The organism is Peribacillus sp. FSL R5-0717, assembly GCF_038002945.1.
Classification (GTDB): Bacteria; Bacillota; Bacilli; order Bacillales; family DSM-1321; genus Peribacillus; species Peribacillus frigoritolerans.
The window spans coordinates 4,591,371-4,612,759 of the sequence record NZ_JBBOOF010000001.1 but is presented as its reverse complement, the minus strand read 5'-3'; the positions used below and the strand labels follow the sequence as shown (position 1 = coordinate 4,612,759).

The following is a 21,389-nucleotide window of genomic DNA, read 5'->3' as shown; positions in this document are numbered from 1 at the left end:
AAAAAAGGACAGCTTACTTTACAGAACAAGTCTGTCCAAAATCAAGTGAAGTTCATTCATCACTATTAGGAATGGCTGCATAATAGCTGATTCTATAGGAATCTATAAACCTCTTTCCAATGGATGTAATCTTTGCACCAGAACCCGTTTCCCATAAGTCCATCTAATATCCCCATACAAAATCCCTCCAGGAGTTTTCCTTTGTGTATAGTATGATAGTAGTAGCATATAAAGTAAAATATTTCTACCATATTAATGAATTAATCAAAACGACAAAAGGCCACTCTAAGAGCAAAGGCCTGCTTCTAGCTTTTATCAAAGAAAAAGGGTCAGTCCCACTGAGTTAATACTTTAACACAGTGGGGACTGACCCCATTATCTATTAGACATTTTGATTTTTGCTTTATCTGACCTTCTACTTATCTATTTAATTGTTTCACCTTTACAGGCTTTTTTTCCTTGCTTAATTTGATGATTTGACCGATAATACTGATGGCAATTTCTTCTGATGTTTCCGAGTCAATTTCCAAACCTATTGGAGAATGGACCTGCTCCAACTGTTCTTGCGTGACCCCTTCACTTTTTAACTTTTCAAATATGCTTATGACCTTGCGTTTACTGGCTACCATCCCAACATATGCAATCGGAAATTGCAGTGCCGTTTTTAATACAATATCATCACAATCTTTTGTAACAATTACCACATATGATTTTTCATTTAGATTGGCTGCGAGCAAAGCCTTTCCAATATCCTCGTTCACAAAAAGGTTTGCCGCATTCGGAAAGCGTTCCTTTGTACAATAACCAACGCGATCATCGACAATGCAATAAGGATATTCAAGGAAATCAGCTAGCTTTGCCAACGCATGGCCTAAATGACCGGCCCCAGCCAGAATGAGTTCAGGCCTGCTTGTATAGACTTCAATAAAGACCCGTAACGTGCCGCCACAATTCATCTGAATTCCGTCTTTTGCATGTTTATTCAATTTATATTCAACGATTTTCGATTGTCCATTTTGGATCGCCTTTACACTATCTTCGATCACATAGTGTTCAGCCAAGCCCCCTCCGACAGTCCCTTCAATGGTACCATCCCGGTAGATAATCATTTTTCCAACATGCCTGGGAGTCGAGCCCTTTGATTCAATAATCATGGCTAAAGCAAAGGTTTCGTTTTGACGCGTCAGCATGGCCACTTTTTCCATCAGCTGCATGAAAAGCTCCCCCCTATCTTTAAACATTAATTCGGTTGATATTGCTTCATGCTAAGAAAATAACGTAAAAGATGTAACGCGACGGTTTTTCTGTATGCCGCAGTGGAGCGTTGATCGTCGATTGGTCTAATGATCTTATCGAAGGCTGCCACAATTTCAGCGATGTCTGCATCGGCTAATGGTATCGTTTTTCCAACCAGCTTCCTCTCAATATCAATGGAACGAACCATCGTAGGTCCGACCGCCCCGAAGGCAAATCGAATGTCATCGATTCGACCTTTGCTTATCCGGACGAAACCCGCAAACGATACTTTGGCAATGGCATCTGCGTTGCGGTTGCCGACTTTCTCGAAAACGACATGTGAATCTCCTAATACAAACGGAAGAATAATCTCCGTTACCATTTCATTGTGAAAGCGTTGAACCTGTCGTGGACCTTGAATGAAATCGCTAATCGCGACCATGCGATCACCATTTACGGAGCGCAACAGAAGCTTTGCATTGTATACATATAATAAAGGAAGCATGTCACCGGCTGGAGAGGCGTTGCATATATTACCGCCTAATGTTCCCCGGTTTCTAATTGCCGGGGCAGCAATTGTTTTAATTGCATTCTTTAAAGCAAAAGGAATCAACGGATTTTCAAGTAATTCACTATAGGTACAGCAGGCCCCGATGTGGAGATCCTTGTGATGTTGATACACCTGCTTTAATTCGGAAAGATGATTAATGAAAACAATCGGTTTAGGGATTTTTGGAGGTACTCCCCTTCTACTTTTGTGAAGGACCATAACATCGGTGCCTCCGGCTATGATTGCACAATCTTCTCTATTCAATTGGCTCAAAGTTTCGTCTAAACGCTCGAAGCGATACGCTGTTATTTTCTCTATCATAAGCCATCACCTTTTTTAGCTGCTAGGTTAATCGCATCAACAATCATATTGTAGCCCGTACATCGGCACAGATTTCCGGAGATGCCCTCACGAATTTCTGCCTCTGAAGGATGAGGATTTTCAGATAACAAAGCTGCACTTGCCATAATCATTCCCGGTATGCAATAGCCGCATTGCACTCCCCCGGCTATGGAATAGCTTTCATCTAAAATTTTAAATTGTTCCGTTTCAATGATGCCTTCGATCGTTTGAATATCGGCACCAGCAATCGAGCCAATTGGAATAAGGCAGCTGTTTTGCAGGAGGTTATTCACAAAAACACTGCAGGCTCCGCACTCCCCTTCACCACAGCCTTCCTTTGTTCCGATTAACTCAAACTCATCTCTTAATAAATCTAGTAATCTTGCTGTAGCAGGGGCGTCAGTTTCTACCGTTCTTCCATTTAGTGTGAATGTAATCAACCCTCTTCACCTTCTCTCATCCAAAGACTTTCAATAATGACTTCCGGTGTAATCGGAATTTGCTGAAAAGAAGTGTGCAGGGCATCCTCAATCGCAGCTTGGACTGCTGGAGCGCCTCCGATTAAAGTCAATTCACCTGCGCCCTTCGCCCCGTATGGACCATCAGCATAGGGGTTATCAAAGACCTTGCTTTCAATTGGAACAATATCCAAGGAAGTCGGCGGTCCATAATCCGATATGCTTTTTTGTTGGATTCTACCTTGTTTTGACGTCATCTTTTCCAGATAACCGTATGCTAGCCCTTGAGCCAAACCACCGTCAATTTGGCCCTTCATAATCCGTTCATCGATGACCTTCCCAACTTCATAATTGCCGTATACTTTTTCTAACTTTAAATTACCTGTTAACGTATCAACTTCTACTTCAACGATATTAACGCCCCATGAATAAGCCGGGTACGCATCTCCAGTGAAGGTTTTCTCATCCCAAGGAATCATTTCACGGTGAACATAGTGCTCAACCACTTCCTGTTCCACCCCTGTTTGCCACTGATTCTTAAGTTTTTTTGCGGCCCGTTCAAGCAATTTTCCGACAATCATCGTCGTCCTGGAAGCTACGGTCGGACCCGAGTCGGGAACCTCTTTTGTGTCGGGATAAGGGTACGAAATATCTTCGAACGGGAGGTTAAGTTCTTTGGCGACAATTTTACACAACGTCGTCAAAATACCTTGTCCCATATCAGAGTTTGAGATTTTTAGTGATACCTGGTCGTCCTTTGATTTAACCAGTTTCACCTTTGCTTTAATATGATCTCTTTCGCCACTGCCAGTAAATCCACAGCCGTGGAGGAACAGCGAAGTTCCTATCCCTTTTTTATAGCGCTGATTTTGTTGATTTAAGCGCTGAAAGTCTTCTTTTTTCTTATTGTATTCTGACACGTTGAGTACGTCCTCAATCATATCTTCCACTAATATCGGGTCGCGGAATTTACCTTTGGTGATGGTGGGATCTCCTTGTTTGACGAGGTATTTTCGTTTATATTCAAGCGGGTCGATTTTTGCCAGTTTACTAAGATGTCCAATATGACTTTCGATTCCGGCAAAGCTTTGAGGAGCACCAAAGCCTCTGAAGGCGCCGTTCGGAACGGTATTGGTTTTTAAGACATAGCCTTTTGCATGAAAATGCGGAATTTTATAAACACCAGCACTGTTTAATAATGCGCGCTGCAGCACGACAGAGCTCAATCCAACATTTGCCCCTCCATCGAGAAAGAGGTCAACACACATGCTTAAAATATTTCCTTCCTTATCAAGGGCCGTCCGATATTTGAGTTTAGCCGGATGCCTTTTCGTCGTTACCAGCATATCCTCAGAACGGTCGAACACGAGCATTACCGATTTTTTTACTGCTCTTGCGGCAACGGCTACGTGACAAGCCATCATTGAAGGATAATCTTCTTTGCCGCCAAAACCTCCGCCGGTAGGGCTTTGAACAACCCTGACTTCATCGTCACCACAGGCTAATGCGCTTAGCAATGCATTTTTTATATAATAAAGACATTGCATCGATCCCTGGACGACAATTTCATCATCCTTATAAACGGCGAGCATTCCTTGCGGCTCTAGATAGACATGCTCCTGATAACCCGTATCATATTCTTCTTCGATGATTTGATGGGCTCCCTGCTCGATAGCTGAAATGTTTTCTAAGCTTTCCCCAAATTCATAGCTTGCCAAAACTAAGGATTCTGATTTTTGCTTGATCGCTTCGTCCAATGTATAGATAGCCTGTTGTTCTTCAAATTCAACCTTCACTTCATTTAACAAACTGTACAGGATATTTAGGTCTTTGCCCGTGAGCATGAGAATTGGCTCACCAATATAATTGACCCACTCATTGGCAAAAATGGGCTGATCTTCTTTGATAATTTTGACATAATTCGGTCCGGGGATATGCTCTGCTCCAACAGCTTCATACCCTTCCGGAAGATTAGGTAATTGAATGGATATGATTTTTCCATAAGCAATTGGAGATCGATACAAAACACCATAAACCATATTTTCCACTTTTACGTCACTAATATAGGGCAACTGGCCCGATACTTTACCTTTATGGTCCTTTTTGGGCACTGAGGTGCTTATGTCTTTGAGATTCATTGCAACAACACCCTTCGACTCATTTTTTTAATGGGACATATTCTGAATAGAAACCTCTTCCAATGATTTTATCAATGAGAATGATCTTTTATGATTCATTTCTATTCAAGATTTTCGTAGTTTTTATTTTTATTTTTACTTCGAGAAATTTAAAGCATTATCATAATTAATGGCTTTTTGGTAATCCTCCGGTGTATCAACATCCATTAATACTCCCGCATCATCTACATTCATGTATTGCTTTTCGTAACCGTCCAGGACCACACGCAAATTACTTTCTGGATCGGTTTCGAGAATTTTCTGTTTCACTTCGCTTGATAATTTAATGGGATGGCCGCCTTTATAGTTAAAGCTGGGAATAACCACGTTTCCTTTGTGTTTTGCTAGTAGCTGAACAGTCTCTTTTTTTACAAGCGGACAATCGCCGGGTGTTAAAAAGAAGGTTGGGGCATTCACTTCGTTACAGCCCTTTTGAATGGAATGAAACATTCCCTGGTCAAAGTTTTCATTATAAACAAACTTGATCTGAAATGAATAGGCATTTTCACTGATGATTTTGACAATTTCCTCTTGGATGATTTCCGCTTGAAATCCAGCTACGACGATGACCCTGCTGCATAATCCTTCAAATTTAGAGATCGTTTGCTCCAACACGCTCATTTGCCCCATCGGCAAAGTCATTTTAAATGCATTCGCTCGGCTGGAATATCCAGCAGCTAGGACGATCGCTTCCATGTTTGTCACCTTCTACCTATCATTTTTCTTAAATCTCACAATAAAAGCATAAGCGGAGGTAGGATTTGCTGTATGGACTATAAGAGAACATAGTGTTTTTTCTTTATATGCGTAAAAGCCTCATTATATTACTTATGGTACGCTTCACCGTAGTTATTTAAGAGGCAAAAAAAACAGACAGGATAAATTTTTTCCTGTCTGTTTTAGTTTATTCAAAATAAGAATCAAAATCATTTCACCCCTGAATTTTCACAACATTTAAGGTGTAAACTATGTTCCCACATACTATATGTGTAGAGTGCAGAGGTAGGAAGTATACAAAATAAAGATGAGATGCAGTGGTGCATCTTTGCTTATCTATTTTACTTGTTCATGAATTAAAGGTATACAGCACGGTAATTTAACTCAGTTAGTTTCACCTTTTAAAACTCCTAAAGATATCATTATCTTTAACCTTATTAGGTTACACACTTTAAATAATTCTAATGAGATGTTCGTCGCCATCTTCATGGATACTATTTGTTTATAATAATGTATATATATTGATTTAAAAGTGGAATTACCTTAGAATTAAAACAAAGATTACCTTTTTAGGATATCGAACCCACCCACCTTTAGCAAAGAATGGAAAGGTTCAATGAAAGGCATTGTCGGTAGAAGTCTCCTTTACGGGACTGCTAACGACAATGCCTTTTTCTTTAACTAAATCTAAATATAAGAAAGACAAAACATTTCTAATAAAAGAATGAGTGTTGTTTCCGCTATTTATTTGAATAATTTGAAATAAGGTAATTTCAATGACTAGGAGGTCCTATAAATGGAGTTTGTTACAAGTGTAAACTCATCAGTCAACATTAAAGTAATTGGTATTGGCGGCGGAGGAAATAACGCCGTTAACCGTATGATCGAACATGGAGTTAAAGGTGTAGAATTTATAGCTGTTAATACAGATGCACAAGCTCTTAATTTATCAAAAGCAGAGATCAAGATACAAATCGGTGCAACATTGACAAAAGGTTTAGGATCAGGGGCAAATCCAGAGGTAGGTAAACAAGCAGTTAAAGAAAGCAAAGAGCAGATTCAAGAAGCATTAAAAGGTACAGACATGGTGCTCATTACAGCCGGAATGGGCGGCGGTATAGGAACAGGTGCTGCCCCTGTCATTGCTCAAATTGCCCGTGAGCTTGACATACTAACCATTGGCGTTGTAACACTTCCGTTTGCGTTTGAGGGCAATAAGCGTGCAACACAAGCAGCAGGAGGGATCTCCTTAATGAAGAAAGCAGTGGACACATTAATTGTCATTCCAAACGATCGCTTATTAGAGATTTTACATAAAAATACACCAATGCTTGAAGCATTTCTTGAAGCGGATAATGTTATTCGCCAAAGTATCCAAGGTATATCGGATTTAATTGCTGTACCAGGTTTAATCAACATTGATTTTGCAGACGTGAAAACAATCATGTCCAATAAAGGGTCTGCCTTAATAGGCATTGGCAGAGCAACAGGTAAACATCGCGCTGCGGAAGCTGCAAAGAAAGCCATTTCCAGTCCGTTACTTAACACTTCCATCGACGGAGCTCAAGGTGTGCTAATGAAACTAACAGGCGCCAATATAAGTCTTTATGAAGTACAAGAAGCAGCAAATATTGTTACTTCCGAGGCAGACTCAGAGTTAAATATGATTTTCGGTTCTGTTATTAATGAAAACTTAAAAGATGAAATTATAGTAATTATCATTGCTACTGGCTTGAATGATCAGGAGGTTCCATCATTGAAAATGCCTGCGCGCCCTTCAATAACAGAAATGGAAAAACGGCTGTCACACGAGTTTTGATGCAAAATACGATTATTATAATTCACCAAGACCACAGTTAGTGAAAGTCAAATAGAAGGTATGGAGCAAGAATTATCTGAAAGTCCAGAAGATGGGACATAAATAGTTTCTATTAAGCTCCCTTTAACCTTTTCCTATCCATAAAAAAGGTATGGAAACTGAAAACGATAATAGATCGGTCTGTTTTCCCGCATTTTCTATTAATAGACTGCTTTCTTCCACATATCATATTGAACGGAAATGAATGGTTTGGGAAACATGGGAAAGTGGATTGATATGGATTCCAACAAAATACTTTGAGCCTATTACCCCGATTTTCATGTTGTTTCACCTCTAAAATCAAATAGTATTTTTATTATATGGCAAAATCTTATTAGTACTAAAAAAATTCACCAAAAATCATGGTTGAAAAGTGAAAGTCCATCTCGTCTCTGTTTGCAATTTAAGAATGGGGACCTCTTCAAGGAGGTCCCCATTAATGAAGGCAAGGTTTCTTGTTAATCGGTACAGTTTATTACGGAATATCATGTCCCATCGAGCTTGTTAAAATGTTAAACCATTGCTCTTTTTCCATGCTTAGGTTTAGTGAATCAATGGCGCTTTCCAATCGTTCTTTCTTACCGGATCCAACGATCGGAATGATTTTTGCAGGATGTCTCAACAGCCAGGCATACATCACTTCATCTATCCCATTGGCACCGATTTCTTCTTTTACGATTTCTAACGTTTTTCTTAAGCGGGCAGCCTTTTCATTCGATTCCTCAAATATGCTGCCTCCTGCAAGCGGTGACCATGCCATCGGCGCCACGCCCATTTCCTGACATAAGTTCATGGTTCCGTCTTCGAAGTTTTCAAGATTGTATGCCGAAAGCTCCAGCTGATTCGTCACAAGCGGATAGTCTAGATATGATTGGAGCATATCCCATTGCGGTTTTTTGAAGTTCGATACTCCAAAGTTCCGGACCTTTCCTGATTCCTTTAATTGATTAAACGCCTCAGCCGTTTCCGCCGGGTCCATCAGGGGATCCGGACGATGGATAAGTAATAAATCAATATAATCCGTTTTAAGATTCAAAAGGGATTGTTCAACAGACTTTATGATATGGGTTTTACTAGTATCGTAATGGTGACTTTTATGGGAAGGACGGTTTTCTGATTGAAGAACGATTCCACATTTTGTAACGATCTCCATTTTATCGCGTAATGAAGGCTTTAATGAAAGTGCGTTCCCAAAAATCTCCTCACACGTATAGCTTCCATATATATCGGCGTGATCATATGTAGTGACGCCCCGATCCATTCCGTGTTCAATAAGAGATAGGATATCCTCGGCAGAAAATCTCCAATCTGCCAATCTCCACATACCGTGTACAATGCGTGAAAGACTAAGCTCATCAGTTAGACTGACTCTTTGCATGTTTTTCTCCCCTTTTATAAAATGATTGGGCTTGCTAATTAGTTGTTCGTTTTTCTATCATGACTACCCTTCGTTAATCAGTGACAGCATCTATTGCTACTGTCATGAACCTAGTATAATTTAAATTTTTGGAGAATCCTAATCTTGAGTGACCCTTATCTGCCATATTCATTTAACTTAGGTTCATGAAGGAGGATATCTCCGCCTTCTTGTTGAAGTTCACACGTTATGAACATAAGAAAAAGGCTGCCGCAGCAACCTCCTGAATATGTTAGTTCTTTTGTGTTTTCTTGTGTAATTCCACGATTTCTATCGCTAAATCTTTTGTTGTCATGGAAGTCATCAAGTGATCTTGAGCATGGATCAGGAGCATTGGAATATCGAATTTCTCACCATTCACTTCCTGTTGAATCAATGCGGTTTGGATTTTATGTGCAGAAACAAACTCATGTTCCGCTTCCTTTAATTTATCCTGGGCATCGCTTGATTTACCTTGTTTTTGCAAGGCAATGGCCTCCATTGCACAACTGCGGGCATTCCCGCTATGGAGAATTAATTGAAATGATAATTCTGATAGATCCTCTTTTGTTTTCGTCATTTTACCACTCCTTTTGATAGTATGCTATTTTGAAATTAATTGGAGGGCCGTACGCAATACTTCCTTGCCATTACAAGTTCCATAATGCATTGGATTTATCGTATCTACAGGTATTCCTTTTTCATCCCCTATTTTCTTTATATCATTAAGTTGATACCGAACTTGAGGGCCTAAAAGAATAACATCCACCTCATTTATATGGTTTCTTACTTCCATAGTGGCAACAGCCTGGATTTTCACGCTCAATCCTTCTTCCACCGCTGCTTTCTCCATCTTATTAACCAAAAGACTAGTGGACATACCTGCAGAACAGCATAATAAAATATTCATCATTATTCCTCCTTATAAATTAGGGTCAGGTTATTTAATCAATCTAAATGTGCCCCATGGTTTAATATAATCCAGTAAAAAAAGTTCCTCTTTTACAACATGGGCGACTGCATTTTTACGTTCATCCAATGGCATATCCCTAAAGATGACTTGAAGTTCGCTTTTGTATTTTCCAAAAGAATCATTGCCGATGAAAACGGACCCTTTGCGCTGCGGGATACTTTCCCGGACTGCAAAATCTTCATTCGCATATTTTTTTCGGACCTCCACTGACCGGACCATATACTCGCTGATATCACCACGGCGAAGGTGTAATTCATCCAATACAACTTTTTGCTCAATTGGTGACGCATCCGAATGGAGTTCCACTTTCAACTCGATCATGTCACGCTGTAAGGCCCCCAGCATTCTTAGTTCCTCTTCACTCGCGTAAGCATTCCCAATGATGACATCATCAATTAAACCAGTTGCCCATAGATGCTTGGCTTGTACATCAATTGAAAGTTCACGGTGCTGCTCTAATGTGCATAATCCATCATTTATACTCCAAGGACCTATATCACCGGTTTGTGAAGTAACGAATGCAGCTGTACGAATGCCATGTTCTTTAAACCGTTTACTGCAGGCGATGAAGAAGTCGTAAGGAAGACCTGTGAATTTTTTGGGATAGAAATTATGACAGCCAATGATTTGATTTTTATTGCCCTGATGCGTCAGAATGTTCGATAAATAATCAACATCATTACTCATATTCAATTCGATTTTCAATCCATAAGGATTATATGTCATTTTAGCTTCTTTCAAGCCATCGAATCCAAGATCCAGACGAACGCCGTCAGCTCCCATTTCTGCGAAAAAACTTAAATCATCATAGCTAATATCAAACTTATCGAAAACAGCTGGAGCAACATCAAGTATGACTTCCATATGTAGCGCTTTCGCATAAGAAATAATATTTTATGTCAATATATTTATTGAAGATATAGTTTGTTTTATAGACTTTGAAACTAAGAATACATAGTGCAGTTATAAATCCGCTGTTGATAAAAGTGGCGCAAACCCTTCTCGTGACTCCCCAAGTGCACAAAAAAAAGAAAACTGGAAAATTGATCACTGCCAATTTCCTGCTTTCTTTTTTGAAATCACTTTTCACTTCCAGAATTGAGTGCAAAGATGAACCAAAGCCTATATACATTTCCCTACACTATATTTGTTAACCCTCAATTAAAGGTATATGATAGATTAAAAGACTGAAGGTGGAACGGCCTATCAATTCTGAAACGAGAAAACCAATAAACATTACCCTCAATCCGTACTTGAATAATAGACTCGCTAATTTGGCTGAAGAAAGAGGTATCCCCATCGAAAGACTGATGGATAAAGCGGTAGACTTGTTGCTTGAATACATGGAAGATAATGATACCGTTAATCAAGTGAAATACAGTAATAACGAAGCGATTGAAAAGAATAATGAATTGATTGCAAAAAGCAGAGAGTTCATAAATAAAAAACAAGCACATAACCCCTAGGTAAAGTACTTGTTTCATACTGTAGGCAAACTTGATGAAAATCGATTTTGCCTACAGTTTTTTATGGTTTTTATAATTTGAACGTTGGATTTTCACTCCAGGCACTCGCTTTTCGTGGGCGGACAGCCCTCGGCGCCTTTAAACCTGCGCGGTCTCCCCTAGACTCTTATCTTCATGGAATGAATAAAACTAGAGTATCGAAATGATCTCTAATCATGATTCTATTCACCATCCCACTGCGGATTCCAAACGACTTCCCAAAGGTGTCCATCAGGGTCTTGAAAGTGTGCAGAGTATCCTCCCCAGAAAGTTTCATGTGCCGGATCGGTTATGATCGCTCCAGCTTTTTTTGCTTTTTCCAACACAATATCCACTTCCTCTTTACTGCCTACATTGTGACCAAGGGTAAATTCAGTAGGGCTTGCCGGAGACAAAGGAACCTTGGCCTCATGAGCTATATCCCTTCGATTCCATATGGCAAGCTTTAGGCCTTCTTGCAAGTCCAAAAAGGCAACGGCTCCATGCTCAAATTCTTTGCCCACTATTCCTTTTGTTTGAAATCCCAGGCCATCCCGATAGAATTCCAGCGATTTTTCCAAATCATCCACACCTAATGTAATGACAGTAATACGTGGCTTCATGATTGTCCCCCTTCTTACTTAGTTTCTCCTTCTATTGTTTACCAACGCTTCTAGTTCAAACCAGATCAAAATAAACAGGTTTTTTTGTCAATCTAAACTGAATTCCTGTATAGGAGAATGATTAACTGATCAAGCTCGAATATCAGGATTTACTCATTCACTTTACTTAAAATGTAATGAACCGAAAGGAAATTCGATTACCAATGATTTCATTTATCCTCACCTTGAAACGTTTTCTAAAAGCGCTCTGGTCCGCTTTTAAACTGAAGAACTTCCAGGTTCTTTTCGTCTTGGTCCTCGTTATGTTATTTTCCGGCACGATTTTCTATGTAAAGCAGGAAGGTCTAACTGTGATTGATTCCCTTTACTTCTGTGTTGTTATTCTTAGCACGGTTGGGCATCCCAGCTTTGAACCGCAGACAACATTAGGAAAAGTGTTTACAATGATTTATATTGTAGTCGGCACCGGATTATTTATGGGCTTAATAGGATACCTAGCATACGCAATCATAAAGAAACCGGAAAACGAGAGCAACAGCAACAAAATCTGAATGCAAAGGAATGCTTATAATAATTGGCATTCCTTTTTTATCGTAATACAATCACCCTTCACTACAACAAGTGCAAGTTCTCTGCCGAATAACAGTTGTTTATGTAGGGGCACAAATCCCCCTTTATATTGGAGACCGTCGAACTTTCATTAACATAGGATGTTAGTGAGATGGCATTCGAACAATATATATTTTATTAAAAATAATTATTTTCTTCATAAGTAAAGTGCTAGGAAACAATCAAAAAGAATTCAATATTAATTTTCCAAGAGACTATATTGAATGCTAAAAATTAAAAATGGCGGGTAGCTCAAATATCAAGCGTTGCCCGTAAATTTTAAAAGTTCTTGAGCCGTTGACCTACATTATCTTTATGGAATCAAAAAAAATGTCCCCACTTAAAGCAAGTAGGGACTTTTCAATGTTTCGCAGTAAAAATAGGTGTAGGGTATCCACGTTATTCTTTTGTATTGATCATTAAAAACAAAAAAGACCCTCTATAAGGGTGGGCTTTGAAAGATGGAGGAACCTTGTGGAGATATTGTTCACCTTACAAAATAAAAGGGTCAGCCAATCTGTCAAAACCCTATCTGCATTCTTTTTCTATATATTTACATTTAATTCCTGAAGCGATCTATTGCCATAATCGTTGCATTTCTTCTGCAGTCACTGCATCTGCTTTGGTAACATGAACAGTACCAAATGGATGATTAGGAGGAGCATATATCGAGTAAAGCTTTAGAGGAATATTACCTGTATTGGCTACATTATGCCATGTGCCAGCGGGTATCATTATTGCATAATCATCATAGACGTTTCTTACAAAGTTTAAATTATCCTTTCTATTGCCCATTTGAACAACCCCTTGACCTTGTTCAACACGTAAAAATTGGTCAACGTTTGGGTGAATTTCTAAACCAATATCTTCACCAACTTTAAGACTCATCAATGTAACTTGCAAATGTTTTCCTGTCCATAAGGCGGTACGGTAGGTTGTGTTTTGTTTCGTACCCTCATTGATATTCAATACAAATGGCTTTGGTCCATAATCTTTTACCTCAATATTATTTCTTCCATTTGATGATTGTAAAAAGCCCAAATGGTTAACATTATTTACACTCCAATAATCAGGATTTCTTAAATGGTTATACATTGGTTCATTAACATAATAAGAATTTTGATATTGATAGGGATGGATATAAGGAGCATAGTACATTTTTCTCAACCCTTCACAGTTTTTAAAATTATCATATGCACTTGTTAAGTGAATGTACTTGAAACATAAAAAAGCCCCTACACATATGAGTAAGGGGCTTAGATTTTGCAGGAATAAATCAGTAATAGTGGCTTTGCCAGCATTCTTATCAACAGAAAAATTTCTGGCCTTTTGGAACTTATATTAGACTCTGTACTCTTTCCACATATAGTACACACCTTTTTCAACAGTAACGATGGCTGCCTTAATCTTAGCTCCCCATAGCCATTTAATGATCAAATTTTCATTTGATCTCCAATCAGGATGAATTTACTTTAATCCTTTTTATTGGTCTTTTAATAAATGTAAAATAAACTAAATCATAAAGGCCCTCTCGATTGAGAAGGGCCTTTTATGGTTTGCACTTATTCTTCAAGCTCTTTTTTCTTGTTCAAGAGTTGGAGGTATTCCCTATCCAATTCCGCTTTTTCCTCTTCCTTCATAACACTGGACAGTTTACCAAGTGTCTCGATGATTTGCACTTCAATCATAAGAAGCTCAGCCTGTTTATCTTCAAGGCCATCCTTGCGAGTGGCTGATTTTGTTGATTCCTTATTTATAGCACATACTCTCGGGGGTTCTTTTTCAAATGAAAGTGAATGTGTTGCAAGCGATTGGATCAATGAACGATCATGAGTCACAAAAACGATCGTTCCTGGATATGCTTTTAACACTTCTGTTAAAGCCTCTTTAGTATGAATATCCAGGTAATTTGTAGGTTCATCCAAAACCAGTACATTATAGTTTCCCAAAAAAACTTTTGCTAGGGAAGCCCTGACTTTTTCCCCACCGCTTAAAAGTGATACTTGTTTGTGAACGTCATTTCCTTTAAAAGCTAATCGTGATAAAAGTGTACGAATAAAGGCTTGATTGTAGGGACTGTCCTCCAATATATTTTCGAGAACCGTTTTACTTTCATTTAAATTTTCTTGTTGTTGGGCAAAAAATCCAATCTTTGCTGGCATCGCGACATATAAATCTGGGTGCCTTTCCACTATCTTTTTCAATAATGTCGTTTTTCCTGAACCATTTTGACCATTGATGGCGAGTCTGCAAGCTAAGGGGACATCTCCGAAAATATGTTGTTTCAGCACCCGTGACCCGACTTTCAGGGAACAGCCATTAAATCGAATGACCCTTTTGCTATGCAAAGATGGAAATTCTGAAATATTAAAGATGATGGGGGGATCTTCCCTCGGTTTTTCTCTTTTTGCTAATTTTTCGATTCGAGTTTCGATCGCTTCAGCAGAACGGTTCAATTTCGCCTTCTGTTTCCCCGAGCTCCGTTTATGCAGCCTTGCTTCTGAATTACCCATTCGTTTAGGGGCTTTCCTAATTGAATCGGATTTGGCTTGGAGGTTTTGTGCAGCCTGTTTCAACCGGTTCTTTTCGCGGGTATACTCTTCATATTGCTTATTTTCCTTTTCTGTTTTTGCCTGCTTTTGTTCTATATACGCTTCGTAATTCCCTTCATATACCGTTACCTTGCCTTGCTCAACTTCCCATATTGTTGTACAAAGATGATTCAAGAATGCTTTATCATGTGAAGTAAGCAAAATAGCGCCATTAAAAGATTTTAAATCTTTTTCCAATTGTTCAATTCCGAATATATCCAAATGGCTGGTAGGTTCATCCACGATCAATACATCCGCATTGGAAGAAAGGGCTGCGGCGATTTTTCTTCTGGTTCGTTCACCGCCGCTTATGATTTCTTGATTCTCATCGGGCAGTTTCCATATACTCGTTAATACCCCGCTTATTTCTTGTTCAGTTTCTTCCATCTGCGGGATATAGCTGACTGTTCCATAGCTCTCGATATGACCTGAATCGGGTTCCCTCACTCCCGCTAGTATAGAAAGCAGGGTCGTTTTACCTTCTCCATTCCTGCCAACCAAACCAACACGGTCATGACTGTAAAGATGAAGTGTATCAACAGAAAGAACTTCACGGCTTCCGTAACTTTTCTTTAAATCATTCGCTTTTAAAAATAACATAAAAAAATCCCCCCCATTTTTCTAGAGAGAGATCGCCTGTTACTAAATTAATATACATAAACCAAATATACCTCATCTGATTGGATATCAGAAAAAGTAATTGTATATGAATTAGTACCTATAAACGAACAGACGAATCCCATCTCTAAACATAATCATTAAAAATCTCACATGGGTATCTAAAAAAGATTTTGTTCAAATGAAAAAATGAATTCACTTTACTTACCGATAAATCCGGTAAGCAAACAAAGTGACGGCTTATTTACATTGAACATAACTAACCGATTACACCCATTGAAATTGATTCAGATTTACTGTTTATTTGATAAGATTACTGCTTCATTGTATAAGGTACCTTTTCCTTCCAATGTAATGAATTAATGATTGCATATCATTCATATGTTTGTAAAGCAGATTTAGACCTTTTTTTAATTCATAATGAAAGAGAAAGTTAATTGGGCTCTACATGGACATGAACATCATACACTCCATGATCTTTCATCATCACTTTTTCTACATGTGTCGCTATATCATGTGCTTCTTTAATATCCAAGGTGGAATTGACAAGGATCACAACATCAATCACTTCATTGTTCCCGTAATTTCTTCCTTTAATTTCTTTTATCCCCTTGACTCCATCTACATTTGTAATTACATCCTTATATAGATGAATTTTATTTTCATCAAAACCGTCAGAAAGTTCATGTGAGGCTTGACTGAATATATCCCAGGCTGTTTTGCATATTAATAATCCAACAATGATGGCCGTAAGGGGATCAAGCCATGGCATGTTTAATTGGGATCCGAAAATCCCTATAGCTGTTCCTATACTTACCCAAGCATCGGAAATATTATCTTTCGAAGCTGCCATAACGGCTTTACTGTTAATTTTCATAGCAAGCTTTTTATTATATCGGTATACAAAATACATAGCTATTGCTGATAAAACACCTACATATCCGGCAATAATGTCGGGTGATTCCTCTCCACCTTTAAGCATGGAGGCAGCAGCATCTATCAATACTTGTACACCAACAGCAAACATGATAAATGAAGCTACCATTGATGCAATCGTTTCACTCTTCCAATGACCATAACCATGATCTTTATCTGGGGGTCTTTGAGCTAGCCTTAAACCGATCAGTACGGCAAGGGACGCGATAATATCAGTCGTGTTGTTCAACCCATCCGCTTTTAAAGCCGCTGAGTCGCTTATGTATCCGATAGCCAGCTTTATGATTGATAGACAAATATAAGCAATAATACTGATGATTGCACCACGTTCGCCTAATTTGAGGTCATTATATTTTTGTTCTTCCATTCAAGTTCCCCCCACAATTAAGTACCTGAATATCATATCAACTTAAAAATGGGTGGGTCTATAGCAACCTTTTTGTATCGCTTTATATAAGTAAGTGATAGATAACTATGTTGCATATGGCAAACTATCTGAATAGAATAATATTTATGGTAGTTTATTATAAGAAAAGCCCTTATGCTGCAAATTTCCCTCCGAAAGAAGATTGTTGCATTAGAAAAGGGTTGCGGTAACACAACCCTCACTGCTAAGTAGAAGTACAACTTATTTAGGGAATGAAGTTCCTACGCATAATTAATATTATATGTAGGTTTAAGCACCCCGTTTGGATATTGTTTCATTTCAACTAAAGCCAATTTTAGACTTGGCTTAACACTGCCGAAAAGAGGGATGCCTTCACCAATTATGACTGGATTCACTTTCAGCACCAATTGATCAATGAGTTTATGTTTTAATAACGATCCAGCCAGTTCTCCGCCCCCGCAAAGCCATAGCTTTCCGTCACCTTGCTGTTTGAGGTTTTCAATAAACGCAACGGCGTTTCCCTCGATAAGCTCTGCCTCCTCATTCGATTCAAACTGAAGGGAACTCGAGAATATATAATGTTTCAACCCTTATAACCTGGTTCACCCGGTTTGGCTCCGAATTGAAATCCAAATTCATATGTTTTACTTCCCATCAACACCGCTTCATATTGCTGGATATCGGATAAAAAGTCCGGGACATGCTCTCCTTCAAATAAGAAAAAAGAATGATTGATATCCCCTTCCAACATTGCTTGGTCGGCAATGAAATTATCCAGTGAAACGGCTACATGATATACCAACTCTGCCACTTGGCATCCCTCCAAAAGTGATTAAACATTTTACGCGAACAAAGAGTGTGCCATAACCGATTGTAAAAGGTGTCAGATAGCCATATCGATTATTCTTTTGATATGGTATTCATTTGTTTCGACACCCAATTGAGTACATAGGTATTCATTTAGTCTGAGGAATTCTGGGATCATACGTCTCAGCGTTTTAATAATTTCATTTGAATTGCGGCCACAATCCCAACTTTCCAACAGGGATAACTGCTTTACAGCTAACTTACTTCTATTACCCTCAATTTTTGTCCATACTCCATAGGGAACATCTAAATGCTCTTCCATTTCCATATACCAACCAGACACAATCAGCCACCGTATCCTATCAAGATTGGATAGTGCATATAGCATTTCTCTTCTCATAACGGCCCTGTAGGTTTCATGGACAAATGCAAGCAGCTTTCCTCTCCAATGCTCAACTTCATCAGGTGTAGGTTTATACACTTTCTCTGCCGATTCTTTTATAACAGGACTCATAATATTAAAAGGATCATAGATGACTTCTACCTCTTTTAACCAGATGGAGGGAACAATTTCCTCAGGTGCATGATACCAGCTATCAACTTTTACAAAGGTATTATAATGAGTGACGACATACGGTGAATAAGGATTGCAGTCTTCGTGAAATGAAACATCTCCCCAATTATTGGCTCTATCCCTTTTTCCCTTTAAAAATTCTGCTTTGCGTTTTGGAATTACAATAGTGTGCAAATCTATATCGGAGTAGTGATCATCGTTTCCTTTTGCTAATGAACCAGCTATGTAAATAGCCAAAACATCAGGATCTGCCGTTAAATCTTTTAATGCATTTTCCAAAAGAATATCGCGTTGTTCCGGTAAAAATGCATCTCTTTCTATATGGTTGCTAACGAATCCCGCACACAAGACCATCTCCTTTTTTTGTAAAACCGTCAAAGTAATATATATTCGTGAATCAGAATAAAATCCCTTTAGCAGAATTGCCGTGTCAGAGATATATACTGCTTTTTACCTCCTTGTTTTCTTTGCTGGGTACCTCTTTACCGGGCAACTATCCTCATTCTCGCCTATGTGGTATTATTTTGAATATTAAGTTAAAAGGAGGCATCATTTCATGTTATTTGCAAATACTCCCGAACCTCCCTATTACGCTTGTATTTTCACTTCGCAAAGAAGCGATAAGGATGCCGCAAGCTATAATTCAACCGCTGAATTCATGGATGAACTTGCCGCTCAACAAGATGGCTATTTAGGAGTCGAAAGCGTGAGAGATCAAAACGGGTTAGGAATTACCGTATCCTATTGGAAGTCCTTGGATGCCATAAAGCTTTGGAAGGAAAATGCCGCTCACAAAAAGGCACAAGAAAAAGGTATGAAAGATTGGTACTCGTCATACACCACCCGAATTTGTAAGGTTGAAAGAGATTATACAAGCAAATAATGACTTCAGTTTTAAAAACGTTCTAACCGCAAGTGACTTTGGTATCTGCCAGTTACTCTCCAGGAGTAAGGGTAAATATCTTCAATCTAATATGTGTTTCATAAAACAGTAAAAACCCATAATGGAAACTAGTTTTAAACATGGTTTGGGATGAACAACCTAAATTGTAAAATAACTCTAGTTGATTGGAATGGAAGGTACGAGACTCCTGCGGGAAAAGCGAGGCCAAGGGAGACCCCACAGGCGCAAAGAGCGCCGAGGAGGCTCCCGGACCGCCCGCGGAAAGCGAGTGCCTGGAATGGAAATCAACGTTCAAATTTACAAACCCTTAAAAAGTAAAAGTGTTTTTTTATGGGTGAAATTCATAAATTTTAGTTCAAGCTTTCCATTGAGTTTGTCTTCAGCATGAGACCTCTAAAATCCCAATTGGTAATCATCCCCTCAGTAAAATCGTAAAAGGGCTTCGGGATGAGTGCATTCCGAAATCCACTTTTGTCGACAAACAGGGACCGCTTCTTAAACGATCTCCACAATGAATTAATTAAAAGGAAATGCCGTTAAGATCTTCTTTTATGAGTGAGTACATGTATAAATCATCGAATTTGCCACGGGTAAATTCATAATGCCTAAGAAGTCCTTCTCTTCTAAATCCTTGTTTTTCCACAAGTTTTTGGGATGGGTGATTATCCGGTTCAATTAAAGCTTCAATCCTTTCCAGGTGAAAGTGGCGATAACCATACATAACAACGGCTTCCAATGTTTCACTCGCAATGCCTTTTCCCCATTGTTCTTTAGTTAATTCATATCCAATTTCAGCACGATGGTGTTTGGTTACCATATTCAGAAAACCACAACTTCCTATAACCTTACCGGAATCTTTTAATGTAATTCCCCATCTAATTCCCGAACCTTTTTCGAATATAGATTCATACCACTTAATTTCATCCCATACATCATTTACTGTCTCGAATGGATCTAACCCCATTGGCTTCACCACATCTGTATCAGATAGATATTTGAACATGTCACCCGCATCTTCCAGTGTCACTTCCCTTAATATCAATCGTTTGGTTTCAATAACCGGAAATACCTTCTCCATTCAATTTCCCTCCTCCAAACTCCCATTTCCATATTTAACTATTTAATCATTACCTAATTAAAGTCGATAATCAACGCATTATTGCTTAAAAATTAATGTTAATAACTAAAAGGCGTCCCTACTTTTGTAGAAACGCCTTTTTCCCGTTTTATTTACTTCCTTCATTAAAAGAATTTTTTGTTTCCTTTACTGCTGAAATGAATATGGGCCTTCGATTTTCATCTTTCATTTCAGGAACACTTTTTAACATGTCATCAGAAGGCATCGGTTCCTTTACTGATTTAATGCTGAACAAAACAACTCAAGCACTATTAGTGTTTAAAATTCAATATGGGAAAAAAAAACAGCCATTAATAAACAGCCATTAATTTGTTGTCTTTTATTTTGACAACAATAAATAGGCAGCCCTGTTTTGTTGTCCATCATTGTCCATATAGGACCCTTCCCACCCTTTGTACATAGTCTGAAAGGGTAAACAAAAAAAGGAGGATTTCTTGAATGTATAATTATAATTACGCTTATTACCCTAATAATGTGCATTATTATATAGATGGAGAACGAATACCTGGCCCGGGCGGCGGTCAATGGGACGGTCACGGTGGTGGTCATGGCGGCGGTCAATGGGACGGTCACGGTGGCGGTCACGGTGGTGGTCATGGCGGCGGTCAATGGGACGGACACGGTGATGGTCATCATGGCGGCGGTCAATGGGACGGTCACGGTGGTGGTCATTGGGAACACGGACAATGGATTCCACGCTGTAGGAGAGTATGGGTTCCCGGATTTGGTTGGACTTGGATTTGTAGATGGTGAAAAAAAAGACAGCTTATGGCTGTCTCTTTTTTTGCTTTTTCTTCGTTTTGTCCATTAACTCCAATTACCAGTATGCTTGTTTTCCTACTCCCCATCTGATGTTCAAAATCCTTTAAACTACATCTCTTCATATTATTGATTTCTATCGATTGAAAATCTTGATTTAACAAGTTAAACAAATAATTAGGACTTATTCCCTAATGGGTTTTGTAGAAACAAGACTTTTTTACTCATCCTTAATAAGTTACCGAGAAGAT

At 38.8% G+C, this 21,389-nt stretch carries 19 protein-coding genes and 2 pseudogenes; 5 read left to right on the top strand and 16 right to left on the bottom strand.

The features are described from left to right. Positions 1 to 419 precede the first annotated feature (419 nt). From NYE65_RS22155 to NYE65_RS22135, 5 genes are all read right to left on the bottom strand, one after another. Positions 420 to 1,214 (bottom strand): XdhC family protein, encoded by a 795-nt coding sequence (locus tag NYE65_RS22155; protein WP_340861705.1) that lies wholly within the window; start codon positions 1,212 to 1,214, stop codon positions 420 to 422. Between the two features lie 26 nt (positions 1,215 to 1,240). Next, positions 1,241 to 2,107: an FAD binding domain-containing protein gene (locus NYE65_RS22150; protein WP_328177687.1), complete on the bottom strand. Its 867-nt coding sequence runs from the start codon at positions 2,105 to 2,107 to the stop codon at positions 1,241 to 1,243. Further along, on the bottom strand, positions 2,104 to 2,568 hold the full coding sequence (locus tag NYE65_RS22145; protein WP_063576666.1) for a (2Fe-2S)-binding protein: 465 nt from the start codon (positions 2,566 to 2,568) through the stop codon (positions 2,104 to 2,106). Before NYE65_RS22145 ends, NYE65_RS22150 begins: the two co-directional genes overlap by 4 nt. After that, positions 2,565 to 4,724 carry a xanthine dehydrogenase family protein molybdopterin-binding subunit gene (locus tag NYE65_RS22140; protein ID WP_340861704.1) on the bottom strand — a complete coding sequence of 720 codons (2,160 nt, stop codon included), beginning with the start codon at positions 4,722 to 4,724 and terminating at the stop codon, positions 2,565 to 2,567. Before NYE65_RS22140 ends, NYE65_RS22145 begins: the two co-directional genes overlap by 4 nt. Positions 4,725 to 4,859: 135 nt before the next feature. Continuing rightward, positions 4,860 to 5,459: a nucleotidyltransferase family protein gene (locus NYE65_RS22135; RefSeq protein WP_328177685.1), complete on the bottom strand. Its 600-nt coding sequence runs from the start codon at positions 5,457 to 5,459 to the stop codon at positions 4,860 to 4,862. Between the two features lie 817 nt (positions 5,460 to 6,276). Here NYE65_RS22135 and ftsZ point away from each other — a divergent pair. Beyond that, on the top strand, positions 6,277 to 7,299 hold the full coding sequence (ftsZ, locus tag NYE65_RS22130) for a cell division protein FtsZ (protein WP_328136298.1): 1,023 nt from the start codon (positions 6,277 to 6,279) through the stop codon (positions 7,297 to 7,299). Positions 7,300 to 7,813: 514 nt separating this feature from the next. Here ftsZ and NYE65_RS22125 read toward each other — a convergent pair. The 4 genes and pseudogenes from NYE65_RS22125 to NYE65_RS22110 form a co-directional block, all read right to left on the bottom strand. Then, the gene (locus NYE65_RS22125; protein ID WP_340861703.1) at positions 7,814 to 8,716 is read right to left on the bottom strand and encodes an aldo/keto reductase; all 903 of its coding nucleotides are present in this window, start codon (positions 8,714 to 8,716) and stop codon (positions 7,814 to 7,816) included. A 271-nt stretch (positions 8,717 to 8,987) separates the two neighbouring features. Beyond that, a complete protein-coding gene (locus NYE65_RS22120) occupies positions 8,988 to 9,314 on the bottom strand; it encodes a PTS lactose/cellobiose transporter subunit IIA (protein ID WP_340861702.1) in 327 nt (108 codons plus the stop codon). 24 nt (positions 9,315 to 9,338) lie between these two features. Next, positions 9,339 to 9,644 (bottom strand): PTS sugar transporter subunit IIB, encoded by a 306-nt coding sequence (locus NYE65_RS22115; protein WP_048685915.1) that lies wholly within the window; start codon positions 9,642 to 9,644, stop codon positions 9,339 to 9,341. A 30-nt stretch (positions 9,645 to 9,674) separates the two neighbouring features. Continuing rightward, positions 9,675 to 10,598 (bottom strand): annotated as a pseudogene (locus NYE65_RS22110) (DUF871 domain-containing protein); the annotation flags it as partial. Positions 10,599 to 10,900: 302 nt separating this feature from the next. On the opposite strand from NYE65_RS22110, the gene NYE65_RS22105 reads away from it, so the two are divergent. Further along, positions 10,901 to 11,173 (top strand): ribbon-helix-helix domain-containing protein, encoded by a 273-nt coding sequence (locus NYE65_RS22105; RefSeq protein WP_198426235.1) that lies wholly within the window; start codon positions 10,901 to 10,903, stop codon positions 11,171 to 11,173. A gap of 221 nt (positions 11,174 to 11,394) precedes the next feature. On the opposite strand, the gene NYE65_RS22100 is transcribed toward NYE65_RS22105, so the two are convergent. Beyond that, a complete protein-coding gene (locus NYE65_RS22100) occupies positions 11,395 to 11,814 on the bottom strand; it encodes a VOC family protein (protein WP_340861701.1) in 420 nt (139 codons plus the stop codon). A gap of 203 nt (positions 11,815 to 12,017) precedes the next feature. On the opposite strand from NYE65_RS22100, the gene NYE65_RS22095 reads away from it, so the two are divergent. Next, positions 12,018 to 12,365, top strand: a complete 348-nt coding sequence (locus tag NYE65_RS22095; RefSeq protein WP_340861700.1) for a potassium channel family protein — start codon at positions 12,018 to 12,020, stop codon at positions 12,363 to 12,365. A gap of 634 nt (positions 12,366 to 12,999) precedes the next feature. On the opposite strand, the gene NYE65_RS22090 is transcribed toward NYE65_RS22095, so the two are convergent. From NYE65_RS22090 to NYE65_RS22070, 5 genes and pseudogenes are all read right to left on the bottom strand, one after another. Continuing rightward, complete coding sequence (locus tag NYE65_RS22090) at positions 13,000 to 13,581, bottom strand: cupin domain-containing protein (RefSeq protein WP_340861699.1); 582 nt, start codon at positions 13,579 to 13,581, stop codon at positions 13,000 to 13,002. A gap of 404 nt (positions 13,582 to 13,985) precedes the next feature. Continuing rightward, complete coding sequence (gene abc-f / locus NYE65_RS22085; RefSeq protein ID WP_340861698.1) at positions 13,986 to 15,614, bottom strand: ribosomal protection-like ABC-F family protein; 1,629 nt, start codon at positions 15,612 to 15,614, stop codon at positions 13,986 to 13,988. 451 nt (positions 15,615 to 16,065) lie between these two features. Beyond that, on the bottom strand, positions 16,066 to 16,935 hold the full coding sequence (locus NYE65_RS22080; protein ID WP_098187227.1) for a cation diffusion facilitator family transporter: 870 nt from the start codon (positions 16,933 to 16,935) through the stop codon (positions 16,066 to 16,068). A 281-nt stretch (positions 16,936 to 17,216) separates the two neighbouring features. Further along, a pseudogene (locus tag NYE65_RS22075) lies at positions 17,217 to 17,767 on the bottom strand (dihydrofolate reductase family protein). 72 nt (positions 17,768 to 17,839) lie between these two features. Beyond that, complete coding sequence (locus NYE65_RS22070) at positions 17,840 to 18,715, bottom strand: aminoglycoside 6-adenylyltransferase (RefSeq protein ID WP_340861697.1); 876 nt, start codon at positions 18,713 to 18,715, stop codon at positions 17,840 to 17,842. Positions 18,716 to 18,893: 178 nt separating this feature from the next. Here NYE65_RS22070 and NYE65_RS22065 point away from each other — a divergent pair, with 178 nt between their 5' ends. Further along, positions 18,894 to 19,220, top strand: a complete 327-nt coding sequence (locus NYE65_RS22065; RefSeq protein WP_063576684.1) for an antibiotic biosynthesis monooxygenase family protein — start codon at positions 18,894 to 18,896, stop codon at positions 19,218 to 19,220. A gap of 541 nt (positions 19,221 to 19,761) precedes the next feature. Here NYE65_RS22065 and NYE65_RS22060 read toward each other — a convergent pair. After that, positions 19,762 to 20,319 carry a GNAT family N-acetyltransferase gene (locus tag NYE65_RS22060; RefSeq protein ID WP_340861696.1) on the bottom strand — a complete coding sequence of 186 codons (558 nt, stop codon included), beginning with the start codon at positions 20,317 to 20,319 and terminating at the stop codon, positions 19,762 to 19,764. Between the two features lie 498 nt (positions 20,320 to 20,817). On the opposite strand from NYE65_RS22060, the gene NYE65_RS22055 reads away from it, so the two are divergent. Continuing rightward, complete coding sequence (locus NYE65_RS22055) at positions 20,818 to 21,132, top strand: hypothetical protein (RefSeq protein ID WP_340861695.1); 315 nt, start codon at positions 20,818 to 20,820, stop codon at positions 21,130 to 21,132. The last annotated feature ends 257 nt before the right edge of the window (positions 21,133 to 21,389 follow it).

Bases quoted from the DNA above. Each gene is read 5' to 3' on its own strand.
- NYE65_RS22155 (WP_340861705.1), bottom strand. From the start codon at position 1,214: ATGCAGCTGATGGAAAAAGTGGCCATGCTGACGCGTCAAAACGAAACC.
- NYE65_RS22150 (WP_328177687.1), bottom strand. From the start codon at position 2,107: ATGATAGAGAAAATAACAGCGTATCGCTTCGAGCGTTTAGACGAAACT.
- NYE65_RS22140 (WP_340861704.1), bottom strand. From the start codon at position 4,724: ATGAATCTCAAAGACATAAGCACCTCAGTGCCCAAAAAGGACCATAAA.
- NYE65_RS22135 (WP_328177685.1), bottom strand. From the start codon at position 5,459: ATGGAAGCGATCGTCCTAGCTGCTGGATATTCCAGCCGAGCGAATGCA.
- ftsZ (WP_328136298.1), top strand. From the start codon at position 6,277: ATGGAGTTTGTTACAAGTGTAAACTCATCAGTCAACATTAAAGTAATT.
- NYE65_RS22125 (WP_340861703.1), bottom strand. From the start codon at position 8,716: ATGCAAAGAGTCAGTCTAACTGATGAGCTTAGTCTTTCACGCATTGTA.
- NYE65_RS22120 (WP_340861702.1), bottom strand. From the start codon at position 9,314: ATGACGAAAACAAAAGAGGATCTATCAGAATTATCATTTCAATTAATT.
- NYE65_RS22115 (WP_048685915.1), bottom strand. From the start codon at position 9,644: ATGAATATTTTATTATGCTGTTCTGCAGGTATGTCCACTAGTCTTTTG.
- NYE65_RS22100 (WP_340861701.1), bottom strand. From the start codon at position 11,814: ATGAAGCCACGTATTACTGTCATTACATTAGGTGTGGATGATTTGGAA.
- NYE65_RS22095 (WP_340861700.1), top strand. From the start codon at position 12,018: ATGATTTCATTTATCCTCACCTTGAAACGTTTTCTAAAAGCGCTCTGG.
- NYE65_RS22090 (WP_340861699.1), bottom strand. From the start codon at position 13,581: ATGTACTATGCTCCTTATATCCATCCCTATCAATATCAAAATTCTTAT.
- abc-f (WP_340861698.1), bottom strand. From the start codon at position 15,614: ATGTTATTTTTAAAAGCGAATGATTTAAAGAAAAGTTACGGAAGCCGT.
- NYE65_RS22080 (WP_098187227.1), bottom strand. From the start codon at position 16,935: ATGGAAGAACAAAAATATAATGACCTCAAATTAGGCGAACGTGGTGCA.
- NYE65_RS22065 (WP_063576684.1), top strand. From the start codon at position 18,894: ATGTTATTTGCAAATACTCCCGAACCTCCCTATTACGCTTGTATTTTC.
- NYE65_RS22060 (WP_340861696.1), bottom strand. From the start codon at position 20,319: ATGGAGAAGGTATTTCCGGTTATTGAAACCAAACGATTGATATTAAGG.
- NYE65_RS22055 (WP_340861695.1), top strand. From the start codon at position 20,818: ATGTATAATTATAATTACGCTTATTACCCTAATAATGTGCATTATTAT.